Here is a 20,137-nt window from a genome sequence, read left to right as displayed (position 1 = left end):
CGGTTGCCCCTAGCGGGGCTCGACCGAAACTGAGGGATTCATGGGACTCACCATCGGCGTCGATATCGGCGGCACGAAGATCGCGGCTGGAGTGGTCGACGAAGAGGGCCGGATCCTCTCGACGTTCAAGGTGGCGACCCCGCCGACGGCCGAAGGCATCGTCGACGCGATCTGCGCGGCGGTGGCCGGGGCGAGCGAGGGCCACGACGTGGAGGCCGTCGGCATCGGCGCCGCCGGTTACGTCGACGACAAGCGCGCCACCGTGCTCTTCGCACCGAACATCAACTGGCGCCACGAACCGCTCAAGGACAAGGTCGAGCAGCGTGTCGGCCTGCCCGTCGTCGTCGAGAACGACGCCAACGCCGCGGCCTGGGGCGAGTATCGCTTCGGGGCCGGCCAGGGTCATGACGACGTCATCTGCATCACGCTCGGCACCGGCCTCGGCGGCGGCATCATCATCGGCAACAAGCTGCGCCGCGGACGCTTCGGCGTGGCCGCCGAGTTCGGCCACATCCGGGTCGTCCCGGACGGACTGCTGTGCGGCTGCGGCAGCCAGGGCTGCTGGGAGCAGTACGCCTCCGGCCGCGCGCTCGTCCGGTACGCCAAGCAGCGCGCCAACGCCACCCCCGAGAACGCCGCTGTCCTGCTCGGCCTCGGCGACGGCTCGGTGGACGGCATTGAGGGCAAGCACATCAGCGAGGCCGCCCGCCAGGGCGACCCGGTGGCCATCGACTCCTTCCGCGAGCTGGCCCGCTGGGCCGGCGCCGGACTGGCCGACCTCGCCTCGCTGTTCGACCCGTCCGCGTTCATCGTCGGCGGCGGCGTCTCGGACGAGGGCGAGCTCGTCCTCGACCCGATCCGCAAGTCGTTCCGGCGCTGGCTGATCGGCGGCGAGTGGCGCCCGCACGCCCAGGTGCTGGCCGCCCAACTCGGCGGCAAGGCAGGGCTGGTGGGCGCCGCCGACTTGGCCCGCCAGGGCTGACCGAGCCGGTCGCGTCCGAGCACGACGCACGCCCGTCGCCGCCCTCCGGGGCAGCGGCGGGCGTCCGTCGTATCGTGGCCCGCATGGTCCTGACGCCACTGCCCGACTCCCGTACCGAGCCGGACGGTTCAGCCGTGATCCGCGTGCTGAGCTACAACGTCCGCTCCATGCACGACGACACCGCCGCACTGGCCCGGGTGATCAGCGCCTGCGCGCCCGACCTGGTCCTCGTCCAGGAGGCCCCGCGCTTCTTCCGCTGGCGCAAGGCCGCGGCCAGGCTCGCGAAGAGCAGCGGTCTGGTGGTGCTGAGCGGCGGGGCCACCGCCGCCGGGCCGCTGCTGCTGTGCTCGCTGCGGGCGTCCGTCGAGCGCACCGAGGACGTCCTGCTGCCGCTCACGCCCGGCCTGCACCGCAGAGGCTTCGCCACCGCCGTGGTGCGGATCGCCGGGACCAGGCTCGGGGTGCTGAGCTGCCATCTGAGCCTCCAGCGCGACGAACGCCTCGCCCAGGCGGACCTGCTGCTGGAACGGCTGGCGTCCATGGGCGTGGAGCACGCGGTGGCGGGCGGCGATCTCAACGACGTACCGACCGGGAAGGCGTTCCGGCGGCTGGCCGGGAAGCTTCAGGACTGCCGGGCCGTCGCCCCGTGGGGCGGCGAGCTCACCTTCCCGCCCGACGAGCCCCGTAAGCGCATCGACGCGGTGTTCGCGACCCCGGGCATCGAGGTGCTCGGCTGCGGTGTCCCGGCCGGGCTGCCCGGGGTGAGCGAGGCAGACCTGAGGGCGGCAACGGACCATCTGCCGGTCCTGGCCGCCCTCAAAGTCGCCGCCGGATGAGCGGTCACACCACCGCGCCGCGCCCCGGGTCGCCGTAGGTGTCGTCATCGTCGTCGTGCGGCATCCGGGCCACCAGGGTGGCGAAGCCGCCGAGGAAGCCGCCGATGCAGAGCGTGGTGAGCCACCACGTCATGTCCCACCGCAGCAGCACCGCGACGAGCATCAGGACCGGCCCGCCGATCACCGCCAGCCAGGCGAACTTCGCCGTGACGTCGGCCTCCGGCAGCGGCGGCGGCTCCGGGGGCACGAAATGGCCCTCGTCCCCGTCGTCCGGCACATCGATGCCGTCGTCCTTGGACTCGGGCAGTTCGTAGTCCCGCGGACCGGCGACGCCGGGCGCGAAGACCACGGAACTGCCGAGCGGCTTCTTCTCCGGCGGCTTCGGGGGCGTCTTGCCGGACCCCTTGTCCGCCGGGTCGCCGGCGGTGCCGTCCTTCGGCTCCACCACATTGCGCTGGTCGTCCTCCAGCAGGGCCAGGTCCTCGATGGACTTGAACGGCTTGGCGCCCGGCGGGTCCGGCGGCTCCTCCCCGTACCCCGCGACGATCGCGGCCCAGGCCGCGTCCTCGTCGATCGCCCGCTCCTGCTCCGCGCCCCCGTCGCCCGCCGGCTTCGTCCCCTCCGGGACGGCCGCGGGCTCCGTGGGGCGCGGTTCGCGCTCCTCGTCGCTGCCTGTGCGTTCCGCGTCGTGCTCAGCCACCGGACGTGCTCCCCTTCATCCCGACGTTCGGTGCGAGACGGCCGATGAACCGGTAGCTCTCATCGAAGATCCGCTCCGCATCATGGTCCAACGTCGCCACGTGGTAGCTCTGTTCCAACAGGATCTCCGAAACATCCGTGGAGGAGATCCGGCTCAGGATCCGCGCGCTGTCCGCGGGCGGCACGACATGGTCCTGCGGGCTGTGCAGCAGCACCACCGGCTGGGTCACCTGGGGCAGCTCCCCGTCGACCAGGCGGAAGAACTTCCGCAGCGAGTGCGCCGCGTGCAGCGGCACCTTGGTGTAGCCCACCTCGTGCGAGCCGGGCAGCGCGATGTCGTCGGCCACGCCCTTGGTCGTCCGCACCAGATGGCGGGCCACCGGCAGCGCGTACGCGGAGAGGCCGTGCACCTTGTTAGCCGGGTTGACCAGCACCAGACCGCTGATCGCGTCCCCGTGCTTGGCCGCCAGCCGCAGGCTCAGCGCGCCGCCCATGGACAGCCCGAAGACGAAGACCTGCTCGCACTTCTCCCGCAGGACCCGCAGTTCCCGGTCGACCTCCGCGTACCAGTCCTGCCAGCCGGTGACCGCCATGTCCTCCCAGCGGGTGCCGTGGCCGGGCAGCAGCGGCAGCGAGACCGTCAGCCCGCGCTCGGCGAGGTAGTCGGCCCAGGGGCGCATCGACTGCGGGGATCCGGTGAAGCCATGGCAGAGGAGGACGCCGACCTCTCCGCCCTCGTGGCGGAACGGCTCGGCTCCAGGGAGGACCGGCACCAGGGTCTCCTGTTCGTGGGACGGGGCGGGGGCGGGCGAGGCACCTGGGGGAGTGCTTGACGGATGACTTCACCGTACGCGACCGGACCGACACCGACCAGGGCCGTCACGCCCCCGGAGACCGCCCCGCACGGCCCGCCCGCGGAGCCGGGTCCCCCATGCCGGGCAAAGGCCGCGGCGGCCTCACAGGTTAAGGTCTGACCGACAGCACACAGGAGGCACAAGAGTTGATCTACGGCGCAATGAAGTTCTCCATCGGCGGGTCCCTGAAGCTCGCCTTCCGGCCGTGGGTGGAGGGCCTGGAGAACATCCCCGAGCGCGGTCCGGCGATCCTCGCGAGCAACCACCTGTCGTTCTCCGACTCGTTCTTCCTCCCGGCCGTGCTGGACCGCAAGGTCACGTTCATCGCCAAGGCCGAGTACTTCACCGCACCCGGAGTGAAGGGCAAGCTCACCGCCGCCTTCTTCAAGGGCGTCGGCCAGCTCCCCGTCGACCGCTCCGGAGCCCGCGGCGCGGGCGAGGCGGCGATCAAGGCGGGCATCCAGGTCGTCGAGAGCGGCGGCCTCTTCGGCATCTACCCCGAGGGCACCCGCTCGCCCGACGGCCGCCTCTACCGGGGCAAGCCCGGCGGTCTGGCCCGGGTCGCGCTGGCCACCGGCGCCCCCGTGATCCCGGTCGCCATGATCGACACCGAGAAGATCCAGCCGCCCGGCCAGGTGATGCCCAAGCTGATGCGCCCGGGCATCCGGATCGGCAAGCCGCTGGACTTCAGCCGCTACCAGGGCATGGACGGCGACCGCTTCATCCTGCGCTCGGTGACCGACGAGGTCATGTACGAGATCATGAAGCTCTCCGGCCAGGAGTACGTGGACATCTACGCCACCGCCGCCAAGCGCCAGATCGCCGACGAGGCGAAGGCCAAGGCGGAGGAGGCGAAGGCCAAGGCCGAAGAGGCGAAGCGGGCGCAGAAGCAGGCCGCCGCGAGCAACGAGAACGGAACGGAACGGTCCGGCGCGTAACCGCGTCGTTCACCGTCCGGGGGGTGTGGCCATGGCCAAGCGTGAGCGGGTCGTACGGATGTCGGTCGAGCTGCCGCTGTGGCGTGCGCTGACGGGCTACCGCGTCCTGACGATGATCTACGCGGTGCTGCTCGCGATCTTCGGCAAGGACAACTTCGGCCAGCAGAGGTTCGAGCGGCCCTGGGTGGCCGTCGCGTATCTGGCGTTCCTCTTCGTCTGGACGCTCGCCACGCTGCCGAAGGTCCGCTCGGCGGCGAGCTGCACCAAACGCTTCCTCGTCGCGGACCTGGTCGTCGCCCTGACCGGCATCCTGCTCACCCCGCTCGCCGACTTCGACTCCCAGTCCTTCGACGGCCCGACGCTGCCGTCGATCTGGACGGCCGGCGCGGTCCTCGCCTTCGCGATCAAGGGCGGCTGGCGGTGGGCGGCCTTCGCCTCCACCTTCGTCGCCGCCGCCAACATCATCCAGCGCGGCGAGCCCAGCCGGGACACCTACCACAACGTCCTGCTGGTCTGGGTCGCCTCCATCGCCATCGGGTACGTCGTCGAGGTCGCCCGCGCCAGTGAGCGCACCCTCGCCCGCGCCCTGGAGATCGAGGCCACCACCCGCGAACGCGAACGGCTCGCCCGCGACATCCACGACAGCGTCCTCCAGGTCCTCGCCATGGTGCAGCGCCGGGGCACCGCCATCGGCGGCGAGGCGGCCGAGCTGGGCCGGATGGCCGGGGAACAGGAGGTCGCCCTGCGCACCCTGGTCTCCAGCGGCCTGGTCCCGCCGACCCGGGTCTCCGAGGACGCCGCCGAGGGCGCCGTGGTCCGCACGGTCGAGGTGGACGAGACGGACGGGGCGGAGGGCTCCGGCGACGGGGCCGCCTGCGACCTGAGGGCCCTGCTCGCCCCGCACGCCGGATCCCGTACGAGCTTCGCCGAGCCGGGCGCTCCGGTGCTGCTGCCCGCCGGGTCCGCCCGGGAACTGGCCGCCGCCGTCAGCGCCGCCCTGGACAACGTACGGGTGCACGCCGGCCCGGACGCCCAGGCGTGGATCCTGGTCGAGGACGAGCCGGACGAGGTGATCGTCACCGTGCGGGACGACGGCCCCGGCATCCCGGAGGGGCGGCTCGCCCAGGCGGAGGGGGAGGGGCGGCTCGGGGTCGCCCTGTCCATCCGCGGCCGGCTGCGCGATCTGGGCGGCACGGCAGAGCTGATCTCGGTCCCCGGACAGGGCGCCGAGGTCGAGTTGAAGGTTCCGAAAGCACCGAAGGTTTCCCGGGGGAAGGCAGGAACGGCCCGATGAGCACGCAGAACACACCACAGGACGAGCAGGGGGCCACCGGCCGGCCCATCAAGGTCATGGTCGTCGACGACCACCCGATGTGGCGCGACGCGGTCGCCCGCGACCTGGCCGAGTCCGGCTTCGACGTCGTCGCGACCGCGGGCGACGGCCCGCAGGCGGTCCGCCGCGCCAAGGCCGCGAACCCGGACGTCCTGGTCCTCGACCTGAACCTCCCCGGCATGCCCGGCGTCCAGGTCTGCAAGGAGCTCGTCGGCTCCCACCCGGGCCTGCGGGTCCTGGTCCTCTCCGCGAGCGGCGAGCACGCCGACGTCCTGGAGGCGGTGAAGTCCGGGGCCACCGGCTATCTGCTGAAGTCCGCCTCCACCCAGGAGCTGACCGACGCCGTCCGCTCCACCGCGGCCGGCGACCCGGTCTTCACCCCGGGCCTGGCCGGCCTGGTCCTCGGCGAGTACCGCAGGCTCGCCTCCGACCCCGCACCCGTGGCGTCGAACGAGCCCAAGGCCCCGCAGCTCACCGACCGGGAGACCGAGGTGCTGCGGCTGGTCGCCAAGGGCCTCTCGTACAAGCAGATCGCCGAACGCCTGGTCATCTCGCACCGCACCGTGCAGAACCATGTGCAGAACACCCTCGGCAAGCTCCAGCTGCACAACCGGGTGGAGCTCGTGCGGTACGCCATCGAGCGCGGCCTCGACGACGTCTGACCGGCGGGTCCGGGGGCGGAGCCGTATATTCGCGCTGACCGGCCCTGACCCGTTCCGCCCCCAGACACAGCTCGGGAGTACCCGTGGAAATCCTGGCCTTCGGTGTGCAGTCCGACGAGAAGCCCCTGATCGAGAAGGCCTTCGAGGGGCTGCACGAGGTCCGCTGCCTGGACGTCTTCCTGAACCGGGACACCGCGCCCATCGCGGCCGGCTACGAGATCGTCTCCACCAGCGTCAACGCCGACCTCGGCTCCCAGGTGCTCCAGACGCTCGCCGCGGGCGGCACGCAGATGATCGCCCAGCGCTCCACCGGCTTCAACAACATCGACCTGGAGGTCGCCGAGCGCCTCGCCCTGCGCGTGGCCCGGGTCTCCTACTACTCCCCGTACTCGGTCGCCGAATTCGCCTGGACGCTCGCCATGGCCGTGAACCGGCGCATCATCCGCGCCGCGAGCCGCACCCGGGACTTCGACTTCCGGCTCGACGGGCTGCTCGGCCGGGACATGCGCGGCCGGACCGTCGGAGTGCTCGGCACCGGGAAGATCGGCGAGGCGTTCACCCGGATCGCCCACGGCTTCGGCATGAAGCTGCTCGGCTGGGACGTGGCCCAGAACCCGGCCTGCGTCGAACTGGGCATGGAGTACGTCGACAAGGACCGGCTGTTCGCCGAGGCCGACCTGATCAGCCTGCACGTACCGCTGCTGCCCAGCACCCAGCACATCATCGACGAGGCCGCCCTCAAGGCGATGAAGGACGACGCGATCCTCGTCAACTCCAGCCGCGGCGGCCTCATCGACACCGCCGCCCTGGTCACCGAACTGCGTGCGGGCCGCTTCCTCGGCGTCGGACTCGACGTGTACGAGGCGGAGGCCGGGCTGTTCTTCCTCGACAAGTCGCTGGAGGGCATCGACGACGACACCCTCGCCCGGCTGGTGACCTTCCCCAACGTCGTCGTCACCTCCCACCAGGCGTACTACACCGAGGACGCGGTGGGCCAGATCATCGACGCGACCGTCCGGAACGTCACCGACTACCTGGCCCGCCGCCACAGCGAGAACGTCCTCGTACCGAGGAGCACATAGCCTCAGCCCGGCACGGGCAGCCCCGCCAGCAGCTCCGTCACGATCGCCGAGCCCCGCACGGTCAGCACCGACTCCGGGTGGAACTGCACCGAGGCGAAGCCCGGCCCGCGCAGCGCGTGCAGTTCACCGCTGTCCTCGTCACGGCTCACCTCGATGCCGTGCGCGGCCAGCTCGGCGGCGGCCGGACCGTCGCACCGACCGGTGAAGCTGTTGTAGAAACCCACCGTCTCGGGCCGCCCGAACAGCTCGATCCGGGTCTGCGCCCCCTGGTACGGCACGGTCTTGCGCACGATCTCCAGACCCAGCTCCGCCGCGATCAGCTCATGCCCGAGGCAGACGCCCAGCAGCCCGTGCCGGTGGTCCCGCACCAGCTCGGCGGTGATCTCGCGCAGCAGCCGCATCTTCGGGTCGGTGAGATCGCCCGGGTCGCCCGGGCCGGGGCCCAGCACCACGGGCCCCTCGTGCGCCCGGACCACCTCGCGCAGCCCCGGCTCGTCGTAGCGGCGCACCGAGACGTCCAGGCCGGAGGCCCGCAGCAGATGGGCCAGCATCGCGGTGAACGTGTCCTCGCCGTCCACCACCAGCGCGTGGCCCGCCAGGTCCCGGACGCGCTCCTGCATCCGCAGCCAGAACGGGGCGAGGGAGCCGCGCCGGTCGTCCAGCGCCGACTGCACCCGGGGGTCGGAGGCCAGCCGCGGAAGGTCCGCCTCCGCCCCGGGCCGGCCCGGCCGCACCCCCAGCGCGGCCAGCACCCCGGCCGCCTTGGCGTGCGTCTCGGCGACCTCGCTCTCCGGGTCCGAGTGACGTACGAGCGTGGCGCCGACGGGCACCCTCAGCGAGCCGTCCGGAGCGATGTCGGCGGTCCGGATCAGGATCGGCGAGTCCAGCGTCTGCGCCCCGTTGGCGTCCCGGCCCAGCAGGGCCAGCGCCCCCGCGTAGTAGCCGCGGCCCCCGGACTCGTACCGCTCGATGACCCGGCAGGCGTTCTGCACCGGCGAACCGGTGACGGTCGCCGCGAACATCGTCTCGCGCAGCACATCACGCACATCCAGCGAGGACCGGCCGCGCAGCTCGTACTCGGTGTGCGCCAGGTGCGCCATCTCCTTGAGCCGGGGCCCGACCACCACCCCGCCCATGTCGCCCACCGTGCACATCATCTTCAGCTCCTCGTCGACCACCATGGACAGCTCCTCGCTCTCCTTGCGGTCGCCGAGGAAGGCCAGCAGGCTCTCGGCGGTGGGCCCCTCGGCCGGGTAGCGGTACGTCCCGCTGATCGGGTTCATCACGACCGTCCCGCCGGACATCCGCACATGCACCTCCGGGCTCGCCCCCACCAGCGTCCTGCCCCCGGTGTGCACCACGAACGTCCAGTACGCCCCCCGCTCGCCCGCCAGCAGCCGCCGGAACAGCGCCAGCGCATCGGCCCGCCCGAACCCGGGGATCTCACCCCGGAACGTCCGCCGGATCACGAAGTTCGCGCCCTCGCCCTGCCCGATCTCGTCCCGGATCACCCGCCGCACGATGTCCGCGTACTCCTCGTCCGGCACATCGAAGCCGTGGTCCGCCACGCTCACCTCATGGGCGGGCAGCGCCGCCAGCAGCTCCGCGAGCTCCAGCTCATGCGTCTCGTCGGCGACCAGCACGCTCAGCGGGGTGCCGTCGTCGCGCACGTCGAAGCCGCGCTCGGCGATCTGCCGGAATGGCACCAGGGCGAGCGCGGGCGACGCGCCCACCGGCAGATCGGCCAGCCGGTCCACCTCCCGGACCCCGCCGATCAGCAATTCGACGTGATCGTGGTCACGGCCGGGCGTACGCCGGCGCAGCAGGGCGAAGGGCGGGGCGTCGTCGGCCAGCAGCAGGCGGACGAGACCGGAGGCGGAGCGGGGCGCGGTCTGGGACATGGGAGCAGGTTCCTTCCGGACGGGCCCGTACGGGATTCCGTACGGGACTCACAGGGGGAGGAACGGCTCCGCAACGCAGAAAAGGCCGCCCCTCGGGCGGCCTTCGCGAAGTGTCAGCGCGATGAATCAGCGGGCCGCCGGATGAGCGGTCCACCACCAGTTCTGGATCGAGATCTGGATCTGTTGCGTCGACATGCTCCGACCCTAGCGGACCGCTCAGGGCATCGGAGCGCGTGTCTCATCTGTTGAGCGCACGGCTGGACGCCCCTTCCGACCCCGTAATGTTGTGCTCGTGACCGTGAACGCCAATACCTCCGTCGCCGGTGGCAACACCTGGCGAGACCTTCCCGCGGCGCAGCAGCCCGAGTACCCCGACTCCGAGGCCCTGCGCGATGTACTCGCGGACCTCGCGTCGTATCCGCCGCTCGTCTTCGCCGGCGAGTGCGACCAGCTGCGCGCCCGCCTGGGAGCCGTCGCCAAGGGCGAGGCGTTCCTGCTGCAGGGCGGCGACTGCGCCGAGGCCTTCGACGCCGTGTCCGCCGAGCACATCCGGGCCAAGCTGAAGACGCTGCTCCAGATGAGCGCCGTCCTGACCTACGCGGCCTCCGTGCCCGTGGTGAAGGTCGGCCGGATCGCGGGCCAGTACTCCAAGCCGCGCTCCAAGTCGACCGAGACCCGCGACGGCGTGACCCTGCCGACCTACCGCGGCGACTCGGTGAACGGCTTCGCCTTCACCGAGGAAGCCCGGATCCCGGACCCCGCGCGGCTGAAGCAGATGTACCACGCGTCCTCCTCCACGCTGAACCTGGTGCGCGCCTTCACCACCGGCGGTTACGCCGACCTGCGCCAGGTCCACGCCTGGAACCAGGACTTCGTGAAGTCGTCGCCCGCGGGACAGCGCTACGAGGCCCTGGCCCGCGAGATCGACAACGCGCTCAACTTCATGAAGGCGTGCGGCACCGACCCGGCCGAGTTCAAGGCGGTCGAGTTCTACGCCTCGCACGAGGCGCTGCTGCTGGACTACGAGACGGCGCTGACCCGCACCGACTCGCGCACCGGCGAGCTGTACGACACCTCCGGCCACATGGTCTGGATCGGTGAGCGCACCCGCCAGATGGACGGCGCGCACATCGAGTTCGCCTCCAAGGTCCGCAACCCGATCGGCATCAAGCTCGGCCCGACGACCACCGTGGACGAGGCGCTCGGCTACGTCGACCGCCTCGACCCGGACCGCGAGCCCGGTCGGCTGACCTTCATCGTCCGCATGGGCGCCGACAGGGTCCGCGACAAGCTCCCCGAGCTGGTCGAGAAGGTCACCGCCTCGGGCGCGACCGTGGCCTGGGTGACCGACCCGATGCACGGCAACACCTTCGAGGCCGCCTCCGGCCACAAGACGCGCCGCTTCGACGACGTCCTGGACGAGGTCAAGGGCTTCTTCGAGGTGCACAAGGGCCTCGGCACCCACCCGGGCGGCATCCACGTGGAGCTGACCGGCGACGATGTCACCGAGTGCGTGGGCGGCGGCCACGAGATCTTCGTGGACGACCTGCACCAGCGCTACGAGACGGCCTGCGACCCCCGGCTCAACCGCAGCCAGTCGCTCGACCTGGCCTTCCTCGTCGCCGAGATGTACCGCGACCAGTAGAAGTCACCGCTGGACGCACCTGTGGGGCACGGATCGATGTGATCCGTGCCCCACAGGTCGTCCCAGGACTTTTACGCTGCCCGGGGGACGGGTAAGGTTAGGTTAGCCTCACCGACGAAGACCGGGACGGCACCAGCGACCGACCCGCAGGGAGGTGAAACGCATGTACGTCTGCTCCTGCTTCGGCGTCACCGAGGCGCAGGTGAAGAAGCATGCGGACGCCGGTGCCTGCACACCCCGGCAGATCGCGTCGGCCTGCAAGGCCGGCACCGACTGCGGCGGTTGCGTACGCCGCATCCAGGCCCTGCTGGGGCGCGGCGACTGCCCGCGCCGCGAGCTGCTCGACCAGCGCCAGGAGCCCGTGGCCGCCTCCGTCGCCCGCCCGGTCCTCTCCGACGCCGCCTGAGCGTCAGCTCTCCGGCTGCTCGATCAGCTGGGCGATGTAGAGCGGCTCACCGAGCTTCTCGACCAGCTCCAGCTGGGTGTCGAGATAGTCGATGTGGTGCTCCTCGTCCTCCAGGATCGACTCGAAGATGTTCGCGGACGTGATGTCGCCCTTGCCGCGCATCACCTCGATACCGCGCTTGAGGCGGTCGATCGCCTCCACCTCGACCTGGCGGTCCGCCTGGAACATCTCGGTGACCGTCTGGCCCACCCGGACATGGAAAAGTCGCTGATAGTTCGGCAGCCCGTCGAGGAAAAGGATCCGGTCGGTGAGGATCTCGGCGTGCTTCATCTCGTCGAAGGACTCGGCCCGGGTGTACTTGGCGAGCTTGGTCCACCCGAAGTTGTCCTGCATCTTGGCGTGCAGGAAGTACTGGTTGATGGCAGTCAATTCGGCGGTCAGCTGCTCATTGAGAAACTCAAGGACCTCGGGGTCGCCCTGCATGGCAAAGGCTCCTTCCAACCGGTGATCGATCTGGCAAGTTGGCCAGATCCTCGCACCGTGCTCAGCGGTCGTCCAGTAAGTGCACGCTTAGTACGAGTTGCCCGGATGAGGTCCTCCCTGGTCATGACCACCCCTGCCTGTCTGTCACCATGGAGGCATGGGTCAGCCGGAAAGCCGGGAAAACCGCGAAACAGAGCAGTCCGAGCTTCCGCCGGGACAGCGACTGCAACGCGGATGGCCGGTCACCCATTACGGGCCCGTTCCCAAGTTCAAGCCCGACCGCTGGGAGTTCCGGGTCTTCGGGGCCACCGCGGACGGCGACAAGCACTGCTGGAACCACCAGGACTTCTCGGCGCTGCCGTTCTCCACGGTCGTCGCCGATCTGCACTGCGTGACGAAGTTCAGCATGATCGGCGCCGAATGGGGCGGAATCCCCGCCCGTACGGTCCTCGAACTGGCACCGCCCGCCCCTGACGCCACCCATGTGATGGTCTGGGCCGAATACGGCTTCTCCTCGAACCTGCGCCTGGAGGACTTCGCCTCCGAGCGCACCCTCTTCGCCACCCACAAGGACGGCGAACTCCTCACCGCCGAGCACGGCTTCCCGCTCCGTCTCGTCGTTCCGCATCTGTACGCCTGGAAGGGCCCGAAGTGGGTCCGGGGCATCGAGTACATGACGGCGGACCGGCGCGGATTCTGGGAGGAACGGGGCTACCACAACATCGGCGACCCCTGGAGCGAGCAGCGCTACTCCTACCAGGAGGAACCCGGGGACGGCCCCGAGCTGTAGCGGCTAGCGGGCGTCCCGCAGTTCCTTCAGCCGGGCCACGTCCGCCGCGTGCCCCTCCTTGCCGCCGGGCGTCTCGATGATCAGCGGTACGCCCTCGGTCGCCGGATGCGTGAACAGCTCCCGGAAGGGCTCCGCCCCGATGTGACCGGCGCCGATGTTCTCGTGCCGGTCCTTGTGGGCGCCCACCACGTCCTTGGAGTCGTTGGCGTGGATCAGCTTCAGTCGGCCCTCGCCGACCGTGTCCACCAGCAGATCGAGCGTCTGCCGCATCCCCGACGGGCCGGCCAGGTCATGCCCGGCGGCGTAGATGTGGCAGGTGTCCAGGCAGATGCCCAGCTTCGGGTGGGAGTCCAGCGCCTCGAAGTACGGCCCGAAGTCCCAGGTCCGCGAGCAGAGCGAGAAGCCCTGGCCGGCCGTCGACTCCAGCAGCAGATCCGGATCGTCGTCGTGGGTCAGCTCGTCCAGCAGCGGGCGCATGTGCGTCCGCACCTGGGCCAGCGCCTCGGCGCGCGGCCGCCCGCCGGTCGCCGAACCGGTGTGCACCACCACGCCCAGCGCACCTATCTCCCGGGCCCGCCGCAGCGAGTGGCGCAGGGACTCCACGGACTTCTCGACCGTGGCCTCCGTGTGCGAGCCGAAGTTGATCAGATACGGGGCGTGTACGTACGCCGGGATCGAGGCCGCCGCGCACTCGGCGCGGAACAGCTCGTCCTGCGCCGGGTTCCCGACGGGCGTCGCCCAGCCGCGCGGGTTGGCCACGAAGACCTGCACGGTCTCCGCCGCCAGCTCACGGGCGTACTCCAGGCCGACCTTGGCGAGACCGCCGGCCACCGGGACGTGTCCGCCGACCGGATTGCGCAGAGAGTGCATCTGGTTTCTAGAACCCCTTGGTCTTGATCGTGATCGTGGAGCCCTCGGGGGCCTGCTCGCCGCCGTCCACGGACTGGCCGGCGATGGTGTCGCTGAAGGAGAGGAACGGCCGCTCCACCTTCACCTCGAAGCCCGCCTCCTCCAGGGTGCTCCGTGCCTCGTCGACGTCCCGGCCGACGACGTCCGGGACGTCCAGCATCCGGGGGCCCTTGGAGACGGTCAGCTGGATCGTGTCGCCCTCGGCGGCCTCGGTGCCCTCGCCGGGGGACTGCTCGGCGACATCGCCCTCGGCCTCGGCGGAGTGGACCCGGCCGGGCAGCACCTCGGCCTTCAGCCCCTCGGCCTCCAGCTCGGCGGTGGCGTCCTCGACCGAGAGACCGCTGACGTCCGGGACGTCGACGGGGGCGCCCTTGCTGACGACGAGCGCCACGGCCGTGTCCGGGTTGCGGTCCGTGCCCGCGCGCGGATCCGTACGGATCACCTCGCCGCGGGCCACGTCCTCGCTGAACTCCTTGGTGACCATCCCGGGGGCCAGGCCCACCTTCTTCAGGGCGCGCCGGGCGTCCGCGAGCGAGCTGCCCACGACATCGGGCACCCGCACGATCTCCGGGCCCCGCGAGACGACGAGCTTCACCGAGCCGTTGCCCCGGATCCGCGCGCCCGAGGCCGGGTCGCTGCTCACGACCGAGCCGCGCTCGATGGTGTCGCTGAAGACCCGGTCCACGCCCTTCAGCCCGAGACCTTCGTCGGAGAGCCGCTGCTCGGCGGTCCGCTGGGTCTGGCCGAGCAGGGAGGGGACCTGGGTGAACTGGCCGGAGTTGATGTACCAGACGCCCGTGCCGATGCCGAGCGTCAGCAGTACGGCGGTGAGGATCGTGATCAGCTTGCGGTGCGGCCCGCCGAACGGGCCGCGCCGAACGGTCCGCCGGGGAGCGGAGGGGCCCGCGGGCGGCATCTCCAGCCGGCTGGTGCGGTGCACTCCGGCTCCGTCGCCGTCCGCCGGGAGGGCCCGCGGGATCACGCTCGTACGGTCGTCCGCGCCGTCGTGCGCCTCCGAGAGCGCCTGCGGCGGTACGGCGTCCAGCTCGGCGTCGGTCAGCGCGGCGCGCGCCTCACGGGTCTCGGCCAGCAGCAGCACCGCGTCGTGCGGGCGCACCTCGGGATTGCGGGCGGTCGCGCTCGCCACCAGGCTGTCCAGCGCGACCGGGAGCCCCGGCACGACGGCGGACGGGGCCGGGACGTCGGAGTTGAGGTGCTGGTAGATGACCTGGGCGGCGTTCTCGCCGGTGTGCGGCTTGGCGCCGGTCAGCATCTCGTACAGCACGACCCCGCAGGCGTACACATCGCTGCGGGTGTCGGCGGTGCCGTGCTCGATCTGCTCGGGGGCCAGATACGACACCGTGCCCAGCAGCGAACCCGTGGTGTCGGTGGCCGTGCCGACCGCCCTGACCAGGCCGAAGTCGGCGACCTTCACCCGGCCGTCGTCCCCTATCAGGACGTTCTCCGGCTTCATGTCGCGGTGCACGAACCCGGCCCGGTGCGCGGCGCCGAGCGCGGCGAGGACCGGCTCCAGGATGTCGAGGGCCGCCCGGGGCTGGAGGGCCCCGCGCTCGCGCAGCACATCGCGCAGGGTGCAGCCCGCCACGTACTCCATCGCGAGATAGACGTACGCGCCCTGGGCGCCCTGGTCGAAGACCGCGACGACATTGGGGTGCGCGAGGCGCGCCACCGACTTGGCCTCACGGATGAAGCGCTCGACGAACGAGACGTCGGTGGCGAGCGCCGGGTGCATCACCTTGAGGGCGAGCACCCGGTCCAGGCGGGTGTCCACGGCCCGGTAGACCGTGGCCATCCCGCCGACGGCGATGCGCGCCTCTATGCGATACCGGCCGTCGAGCAGCTGCCCGACGAGAGGGTCCTGGAGGGTCGTGTCCACCCCGAGAGTCTACGAGCCGCCACCGACACCCTGGACGGGCCGGGGCTCTCCCGGGGCCGTTCTGCAGCCGATCCGTGACAGGGACAATTCAAGCCCCTCCTTCAAGCCCCTCCGGCGATTGAGGAGCGGGGGTCCGGGGGCAGCGCCCCCGAACGTAACGCAGCTCAGAACGCCGGCCGCTCCGGATCCAGCGCCGCCCGCCCCTCCACCGGCGACGACGCCTCGGCGAAGTGGCGACGCGGAATCCGGCCGGCACGGTGGGCCAGTCGGCCCGCCTCCACCGCGTGACGCATCGCACCCGCCATCAGCTCCGGCTCCTGGGCCCGGGTCACCGCCGAGGCCAGCATCACGGCCGCGCACCCCAGCTCCATCGCCTGCGCCGCGTCCGAGGCCGTCCCGGCGCCCGCGTCGAGGATCACCGGCACCCCGGCCCGCTCGACGATCAGCTCGAAGTTGTGCGGGTTGCGGATGCCGAGCCCGGAGCCGATGGGGGAGCCGAGCGGCATGATCGCCGCGCAGCCCACGTCCTCCAGCTTCCGGGCCAGCACCGGATCGTCGTTGGTGTAGGGCAGTACGACGAACCCGTCGTCCACCAGGGTCTCCGCCGCGTCCAGCAGCTCGACGGTGTCGGGCAGCAGGGTCCGCTCGTCCGCGATCACCTCCAGCTTCACCCAGTCGGTGCCGAGCGCCTCCCGGGCCAGCCGGGCGGTCAGCACGGCCTCTCCGGCGGTGAAGCAGCCCGCGGTGTTCGGCAGCACCTGGATGGAGAGCCGCTCCAGCACCGAGAGCACCGAACCCCGCACCGTCGGGTCGAGCCGGCGCATCGCCACGGTGGTCAGCTCGGTGCCGGAGGCGATCAGCGAGCGCTCCAGCACCTCCAGGCTCGGGGCGCCGCCGGTGCCCATGATCAGCCGGGAGCCGAAGGTGGCGGGCCCCAGCGAGAAGACGTCGTCCGACATGGTCAGCCTCCCTGCACGGCGGTCAGGATCTCGACGCGGTCGCCCTCGCCGAGCGTCGTGGCGGCCCACCGGCCGCGCGGGACGACGCTCTCGTCGACGGCGACGGCGACCCCGGAGCGGGCCGGGGTCAGCGTGGCGACGAGGGCGTCCAGGGCGGTCCCGGCGGGAACGGTACGGGCTTCCCCGTTCACCGAGACGGAAACGGTGGCGGTCGCGGCGGCTTCCGATACGGCGGCGGCTTCCGGGACGGCGGGCTGCTGGGTCATACGGGCTGCTCCTGGAGTACGGGGGCGGCGGGGGAGGCCGCCGCGAAACGGCCGGGGGCGAAGGGGCGGGCCGTCTCGGGCAGCTCGCCGGTCGTCAGGGCGTCGGCCATCGCGTCCCCGGTGACCGGGGTCAGCAGGACGCCGTTGCGGTGATGGCCGGTGGCGAGCAGCAGACCGGGCAGGGCGGTCGGGCCGAGCAGCGGGGCGTTGTCGGGCGAGGCGGGACGCAGACCGGCCAGGGTCTCGGTGAGCGGCAGCTCGGTGATGCCGGGCACCAGCTCGTGGGCGTCGCGCAGCAGCTCGTACACCCCGCCGGCGGTGACCGTGGTGTCCCAGCCCTGCTCCTCGCTGGTGGCGCCGACGACCAGCTCGCCGTTCTCGCGCGGTACGAGGTAGAGGTGGCCGCCCCGGACCACGGCGCGCACGGTGCGGCTGAGGAAGGGGGCGTACGCCGGTGGCACGGTGAGCCTCAGGACCTGGCCCTTGACCGGGCGGACCGGCGGCACGAGCTCCGGCGGGAGCCCCGCGAGCCGGCCGCTGAGGCTGCCCGCGGCGAGCACGACCTGATCGGCCGCGAACTCCGTGCCGTCGCCGAGCAGCGCCCCGGCCGCCCGGCCCCCGGAGACGGTGAGCCGCTCGGCGGTCGTCCGGCGGAACGCGACCCCGACCCGCTCGCACGCGACTCGCAGTGCGGCGGCGAGGCGGCGCGGATCCACCTGGTGGTCGCCGTCGACCCGCAGACCGCCCCGGACGCCAGGCGCCAGCATCGGCTCCAGGCGGCGGCACTCACGGCCGCTCAGCCAGGTCGACTCCAGCCCCGAACGCTCCTGGAGGGCGTGCAGTTCGCGCAGATGCGCGCGGTCGTCGGCGTCCAGCGCGACGGCGAGCGTGCCGCAGGTGCGAAAGCCGGTGTCCCGGCCGCTCGCCTCCTCCAGCTCGGCCACGAACGCCGGATAGCGGGCGGCCGAGGCGAGGTTGAGCCCGAGCAGCATCTGCTCGCCGTAGTGCAGTTCGGTGACGGCGGCCAGCATGCCCGCCGCGACCTGTGCGGCGCCGCCGCCCGGTGCGGGGTCCGCCACCGTGACGCGCAGCCCCCGCTGGGCGGCCCGCCACGCGGTGACCAGACCGATGATTCCGCCCCCGATGACGAGGACGTCGGATCCGGAGATTCTCCTTGAGGCTCCTGAGGTTTTCCCCGAGACGCGCATGGGTGTCCAGCCCCTCCCTTCGCCGGCATGACCCGGAGCAGGTTCGTACGGTCGGAGGCCGGCCAGCCTCCCTCTCAGCCCGGTGCGTCCGGGCTCCCGCGAGTGTTCTACCTTGGCCAGCCTAGACCCACTCGCTCGCGGCCAGTAAGGGAGCGCCCACCGTGGCCCGTTCGCTCGACGGACTCGTCCTGTCGCCCGTCGCCGACCAGGCCCCGGGCCAGGTCGGTACCCGCACGCGCTTCACGTACCACGAGCAGGACGGCCGGATCTGGGCCGAGTACACGGGCGGCGACGTGGTCCGCGGCCATCTCGTCGGCACCCGGGACGGGGACGCGCTGGACTTCCGCTACGTCCAGCTCAAGCGGGACGGAACGACCTCGTCCGGACACTGCCTCTCCACCGTCGTCGGCCTCGCGGACGGCCGGGTGCGGCTGGAGGAGCGCTGGGCCTGGGAGTCCCAGGAGGGCAGCGGAACGAGCGTGGTGGAGGAAGTGCGCTCCTGACGGCCGTCGTTCCGGCATTCCGTCGACCGCCTTCCTGACGCCCCGTCAGGTGATTAAGGTGGACAGGTGAGCGAGCAGCAGACGGAGAAGAGTCCGGACCGGAGCGTCGTGGTCGTCGGAGCGGGCATGGCGGGCGTGCAGAGCGCCGTGGCCCTGCGCGAGGCGGGCTTCGCCGGGCCCGTCACCCTGATCGGCGCCGAGCCCCACCAGCCCTACGACCGCCCGCCGCTCTCCAAGGCCGTCCTGCTGGGCAAGGCCGAGGACTCCGCCTTCGACGTCGACTTCGAGGCGCTGGACATCACCCTGCGCCTCGGCCTGGACGTCACCGCCCTGCGCGCCGCCGACCATGTGCTGGACACCGCCGACGGGCCCGTCCCCTACGACGCCCTGATCCTCGCGACCGGCGCGGAGCCCATCACCCTGCCCGGCACCGAGGGCGTGCCCGGCGTCCATCTGCTGCGCACCCTGGACGACGCCGCCCGGCTGCGGCCCGTCCTGGACCGGCAGCACGACGTGGTCGTCGTCGGGGCGGGCTGGATCGGCGCGGAGTTCGCCACCGCCGCCCGGGCCGCGGGCTGCGCCGTCACCGTCGTCGAGGCCGCCGCCCGCCCGCTCGCGGGCACCCTGCCCGCCGAGGTGGCCGCCCCGATGGCCGACTGGTACGCCGACAGCGGCGCTGAACTCCTCACCGGGGCCCGGGTCGACCGCGTCGAGGAGGGGGCCGTCATCCTCGCGGACGGCCGCACCCTGCCCGCCGGAGCCGTGGTCGTCGGCATCGGCGCCCGCCCCGCCACCGGCTGGCTGACCGGCTCCGGGGTGGAGCTCGGCCCGGACGGCTCGGTCACCGCCGACAGCGCACTGCGCACCACGCTGCCCGATGTGTACGCGGTCGGGGACTGCGCCTCCTTCCCCTCCGCCCGCTACGGAACCCGCTTGCTGGTCCACCACTGGGACAACGCCCTCCAGGGCCCGCGCACCGCGGCCGCCGCGATCCTGGCCGCCCAGGACGGCGGACCGCTCCCCGTCTACGACCCCGTCCCGTACTTCTGGTCCGAGCAGTTCGGCCGCTTCGTGCAGTACGCCGGCCACCACGCGGACGCCGACACCCTGCTGTGGCGCGGCGACGGGTCGGAGGCGACCTGGTCGGTGTGCTGGCTGCGCGACGGGGCGCTCGTCGCCGTGCTCGCCGTGGGCCGTCCGCGCGACCTCGCCCAGGGCCGCAGGCTCATCGAGTCGGGGGCCGCCCTCGACCCGGAGAAGGTGGCGGACCCCGCCGTACCGCTGAAGTCCGCCGCCCTCTGAAGGGCCCCGGCCCGCCGCGGCCGACCCCCGTACGGTCGGCCCGGCTACCGACTGTCAGTCCTGGATGGCACGCTTGTCCTTGTGACCGAGATTGACGCAAAGACCGATGCTCTCGTCCCCGCCTGGCTCCACCTTCCCGACATCGCGGAAATGCTCGATGTCCAGGTGACGCGCGTACGGCAGTTGGTCAAGGAGGGCCAGCTCATCGCCGTACGCCGTGGTGAGAACCGGACGCTCCAGGTGCCCGCCGCCTTCATCGACGGCGACAAGGTGGTCAAGGGCCTCTCCGGCACCCTGACCCTCCTGAAGGACGACGGCTATTCCGACGAAGAGATGCTGGAGTGGCTCTTCACTCCCGACCCGACCCTGCCCGGCACCCCCGCACAGGCGCTGAGCGAGAATCGCGGTACGGAGGTGAAGCGCCGAGCCCAGGCGCTCGCCGTCTGACCGATACGACAGAAAGCGGAGCACGGGCCGCCCGG

At 71.9% G+C, this 20,137-nt stretch carries 21 protein-coding genes and 1 riboswitch; of the genes, 12 read left to right on the top strand and 9 right to left on the bottom strand.

Annotated elements, in window-relative coordinates:
- The first annotated feature begins 40 nt into the window (after positions 1-40).
- Positions 41-982, top strand: coding sequence for an ROK family glucokinase (locus G3I54_RS13050; RefSeq protein ID WP_030086593.1), 942 nt, complete (start codon positions 41-43; stop codon positions 980-982).
- A gap of 83 nt (positions 983-1,065) precedes the next feature.
- On the top strand, positions 1,066-1,818 hold the full coding sequence (locus G3I54_RS13045) for an endonuclease/exonuclease/phosphatase family protein (RefSeq protein ID WP_164614256.1): 753 nt from the start codon (positions 1,066-1,068) through the stop codon (positions 1,816-1,818).
- A gap of 4 nt (positions 1,819-1,822) precedes the next feature.
- Here G3I54_RS13045 and G3I54_RS13040 read toward each other — a convergent pair whose 3' ends face one another.
- Complete coding sequence (locus G3I54_RS13040) at positions 1,823-2,518, bottom strand: hypothetical protein (protein ID WP_164614254.1); 696 nt, start codon at positions 2,516-2,518, stop codon at positions 1,823-1,825.
- Positions 2,511-3,290: an alpha/beta fold hydrolase gene (locus G3I54_RS13035; RefSeq protein ID WP_164614252.1), complete on the bottom strand. Its 780-nt coding sequence runs from the start codon at positions 3,288-3,290 to the stop codon at positions 2,511-2,513. Before G3I54_RS13035 ends, G3I54_RS13040 begins: the two co-directional genes overlap by 8 nt.
- Positions 3,291-3,517: 227 nt before the next feature.
- On the opposite strand from G3I54_RS13035, the gene G3I54_RS13030 reads away from it, so the two are divergent.
- The 4 genes from G3I54_RS13030 to G3I54_RS13015 all read left to right on the top strand — a co-directional run bounded on the left by G3I54_RS13030 (position 3,518) and on the right by G3I54_RS13015 (position 7,386).
- Positions 3,518-4,309, top strand: a complete 792-nt coding sequence (locus G3I54_RS13030) for a lysophospholipid acyltransferase family protein (RefSeq protein WP_164614250.1) — start codon at positions 3,518-3,520, stop codon at positions 4,307-4,309.
- 31 nt (positions 4,310-4,340) lie between these two features.
- Entirely contained in the window at positions 4,341-5,603 is a 1,263-nt protein-coding gene (locus tag G3I54_RS13025; protein WP_164614248.1) for a DUF5931 domain-containing protein, read from the top strand.
- Positions 5,600-6,304, top strand: coding sequence for a response regulator transcription factor (locus G3I54_RS13020; RefSeq protein WP_164614246.1), 705 nt, complete (start codon positions 5,600-5,602; stop codon positions 6,302-6,304). The genes G3I54_RS13025 and G3I54_RS13020 overlap by 4 nt, the downstream gene beginning before the upstream one ends.
- 83 nt (positions 6,305-6,387) lie before the next feature.
- Positions 6,388-7,386, top strand: a complete 999-nt coding sequence (locus G3I54_RS13015; protein WP_164614244.1) for a 2-hydroxyacid dehydrogenase — start codon at positions 6,388-6,390, stop codon at positions 7,384-7,386.
- A gap of 2 nt (positions 7,387-7,388) precedes the next feature.
- On the opposite strand, the gene G3I54_RS13010 is transcribed toward G3I54_RS13015, so the two are convergent.
- Positions 7,389-9,287 carry an anthranilate synthase family protein gene (locus tag G3I54_RS13010; protein WP_164614242.1) on the bottom strand — a complete coding sequence of 633 codons (1,899 nt, stop codon included), beginning with the start codon at positions 9,285-9,287 and terminating at the stop codon, positions 7,389-7,391.
- Between the two features lie 298 nt (positions 9,288-9,585).
- Between G3I54_RS13010 and G3I54_RS13000 the strand changes: the two genes are divergently transcribed.
- Entirely contained in the window at positions 9,586-10,932 is a 1,347-nt protein-coding gene (locus G3I54_RS13000) for a 3-deoxy-7-phosphoheptulonate synthase class II (protein WP_164614240.1), read from the top strand.
- Between the two features lie 163 nt (positions 10,933-11,095).
- Positions 11,096-11,338, top strand: coding sequence for a (2Fe-2S)-binding protein (locus G3I54_RS12995; RefSeq protein ID WP_118903762.1), 243 nt, complete (start codon positions 11,096-11,098; stop codon positions 11,336-11,338).
- A gap of 3 nt (positions 11,339-11,341) precedes the next feature.
- Here G3I54_RS12995 and bfr read toward each other — a convergent pair whose 3' ends face one another.
- Positions 11,342-11,821 (bottom strand): bacterioferritin, encoded by a 480-nt coding sequence (gene bfr, locus G3I54_RS12990; protein WP_007451289.1) that lies wholly within the window; start codon positions 11,819-11,821, stop codon positions 11,342-11,344.
- 157 nt (positions 11,822-11,978) lie between these two features.
- Here bfr and G3I54_RS12985 point away from each other — a divergent pair, with 157 nt between their 5' ends.
- Entirely contained in the window at positions 11,979-12,611 is a 633-nt protein-coding gene (locus tag G3I54_RS12985) for a sulfite oxidase-like oxidoreductase (protein ID WP_164614238.1), read from the top strand.
- Between the two features lie 3 nt (positions 12,612-12,614).
- Here the strand turns inward: G3I54_RS12985 and G3I54_RS12980 are convergent, their stop codons facing one another.
- The 5 genes from G3I54_RS12980 to thiO all read right to left on the bottom strand — a co-directional run bounded on the left by G3I54_RS12980 (position 12,615) and on the right by thiO (position 17,850).
- Positions 12,615-13,481 (bottom strand): deoxyribonuclease IV, encoded by an 867-nt coding sequence (locus G3I54_RS12980; protein ID WP_164614236.1) that lies wholly within the window; start codon positions 13,479-13,481, stop codon positions 12,615-12,617.
- A gap of 7 nt (positions 13,482-13,488) precedes the next feature.
- Positions 13,489-15,417: a Stk1 family PASTA domain-containing Ser/Thr kinase gene (gene pknB / locus G3I54_RS12975; RefSeq protein ID WP_164614234.1), complete on the bottom strand. Its 1,929-nt coding sequence runs from the start codon at positions 15,415-15,417 to the stop codon at positions 13,489-13,491.
- A gap of 164 nt (positions 15,418-15,581) precedes the next feature.
- Positions 15,582-16,376, bottom strand: coding sequence for a thiazole synthase (locus G3I54_RS12970; protein WP_164614232.1), 795 nt, complete (start codon positions 16,374-16,376; stop codon positions 15,582-15,584).
- Between the two features lie 2 nt (positions 16,377-16,378).
- Complete coding sequence (gene thiS, locus G3I54_RS12965) at positions 16,379-16,642, bottom strand: sulfur carrier protein ThiS (protein WP_164614230.1); 264 nt, start codon at positions 16,640-16,642, stop codon at positions 16,379-16,381.
- A complete protein-coding gene (gene thiO / locus G3I54_RS12960; protein ID WP_164614228.1) occupies positions 16,639-17,850 on the bottom strand; it encodes a glycine oxidase ThiO in 1,212 nt (403 codons plus the stop codon). Before thiO ends, thiS begins: the two co-directional genes overlap by 4 nt.
- Positions 17,848-17,960: riboswitch (TPP riboswitch) on the bottom strand. (Overlaps the previous gene by 3 nt.)
- 51 nt (positions 17,961-18,011) lie before the next feature.
- On the opposite strand from thiO, the gene G3I54_RS12955 reads away from it, so the two are divergent.
- The 3 genes from G3I54_RS12955 (at position 18,012) to G3I54_RS12945 (ending at position 20,102) form a co-directional block, all read left to right on the top strand.
- On the top strand, positions 18,012-18,353 hold the full coding sequence (locus tag G3I54_RS12955; protein WP_164614226.1) for a hypothetical protein: 342 nt from the start codon (positions 18,012-18,014) through the stop codon (positions 18,351-18,353).
- A 66-nt stretch (positions 18,354-18,419) separates the two neighbouring features.
- Entirely contained in the window at positions 18,420-19,655 is a 1,236-nt protein-coding gene (locus G3I54_RS12950) for an FAD-dependent oxidoreductase (protein WP_164614224.1), read from the top strand.
- Between the two features lie 81 nt (positions 19,656-19,736).
- The gene (locus G3I54_RS12945) at positions 19,737-20,102 is read left to right on the top strand and encodes an Rv2175c family DNA-binding protein (protein ID WP_137232693.1); all 366 of its coding nucleotides are present in this window, start codon (positions 19,737-19,739) and stop codon (positions 20,100-20,102) included.
- Positions 20,103-20,137: the final 35 nt, after the last annotated feature.

The organism is Streptomyces sp. SID14515, assembly GCF_010548505.1.
In the GTDB taxonomy this organism is placed as follows: Bacteria; Actinomycetota; Actinomycetes; order Streptomycetales; family Streptomycetaceae; genus Streptomyces; species Streptomyces caviscabies.
The sequence above is the reverse complement of the archived record's forward strand: the minus strand, read 5'-3'. Positions and strand labels throughout refer to the sequence as shown.

What these genes read in the sequence shown, in the direction of transcription:
- G3I54_RS13045 (WP_164614256.1), top strand. Translation starts at nt 1,066, where the DNA reads ATGGTCCTGACGCCACTGCCCGACTCCCGTACCGAGCCGGACGGTTCA.
- thiS (WP_164614230.1), bottom strand. Translation starts at nt 16,642, where the DNA reads ATGACCCAGCAGCCCGCCGTCCCGGAAGCCGCCGCCGTATCGGAAGCC.
- thiO (WP_164614228.1), bottom strand. Translation starts at nt 17,850, where the DNA reads ATGCGCGTCTCGGGGAAAACCTCAGGAGCCTCAAGGAGAATCTCCGGA.
- bfr (WP_007451289.1), bottom strand. Translation starts at nt 11,821, where the DNA reads ATGCAGGGCGACCCCGAGGTCCTTGAGTTTCTCAATGAGCAGCTGACC.
- G3I54_RS12985 (WP_164614238.1), top strand. Translation starts at nt 11,979, where the DNA reads ATGGGTCAGCCGGAAAGCCGGGAAAACCGCGAAACAGAGCAGTCCGAG.
- G3I54_RS12995 (WP_118903762.1), top strand. Translation starts at nt 11,096, where the DNA reads ATGTACGTCTGCTCCTGCTTCGGCGTCACCGAGGCGCAGGTGAAGAAG.
- G3I54_RS13010 (WP_164614242.1), bottom strand. Translation starts at nt 9,287, where the DNA reads ATGTCCCAGACCGCGCCCCGCTCCGCCTCCGGTCTCGTCCGCCTGCTG.
- G3I54_RS13025 (WP_164614248.1), top strand. Translation starts at nt 4,341, where the DNA reads ATGGCCAAGCGTGAGCGGGTCGTACGGATGTCGGTCGAGCTGCCGCTG.
- G3I54_RS12970 (WP_164614232.1), bottom strand. Translation starts at nt 16,376, where the DNA reads ATGTCGGACGACGTCTTCTCGCTGGGGCCCGCCACCTTCGGCTCCCGG.
- G3I54_RS13020 (WP_164614246.1), top strand. Translation starts at nt 5,600, where the DNA reads ATGAGCACGCAGAACACACCACAGGACGAGCAGGGGGCCACCGGCCGG.
- G3I54_RS13050 (WP_030086593.1), top strand. Translation starts at nt 41, where the DNA reads ATGGGACTCACCATCGGCGTCGATATCGGCGGCACGAAGATCGCGGCT.
- G3I54_RS12980 (WP_164614236.1), bottom strand. Translation starts at nt 13,481, where the DNA reads ATGCACTCTCTGCGCAATCCGGTCGGCGGACACGTCCCGGTGGCCGGC.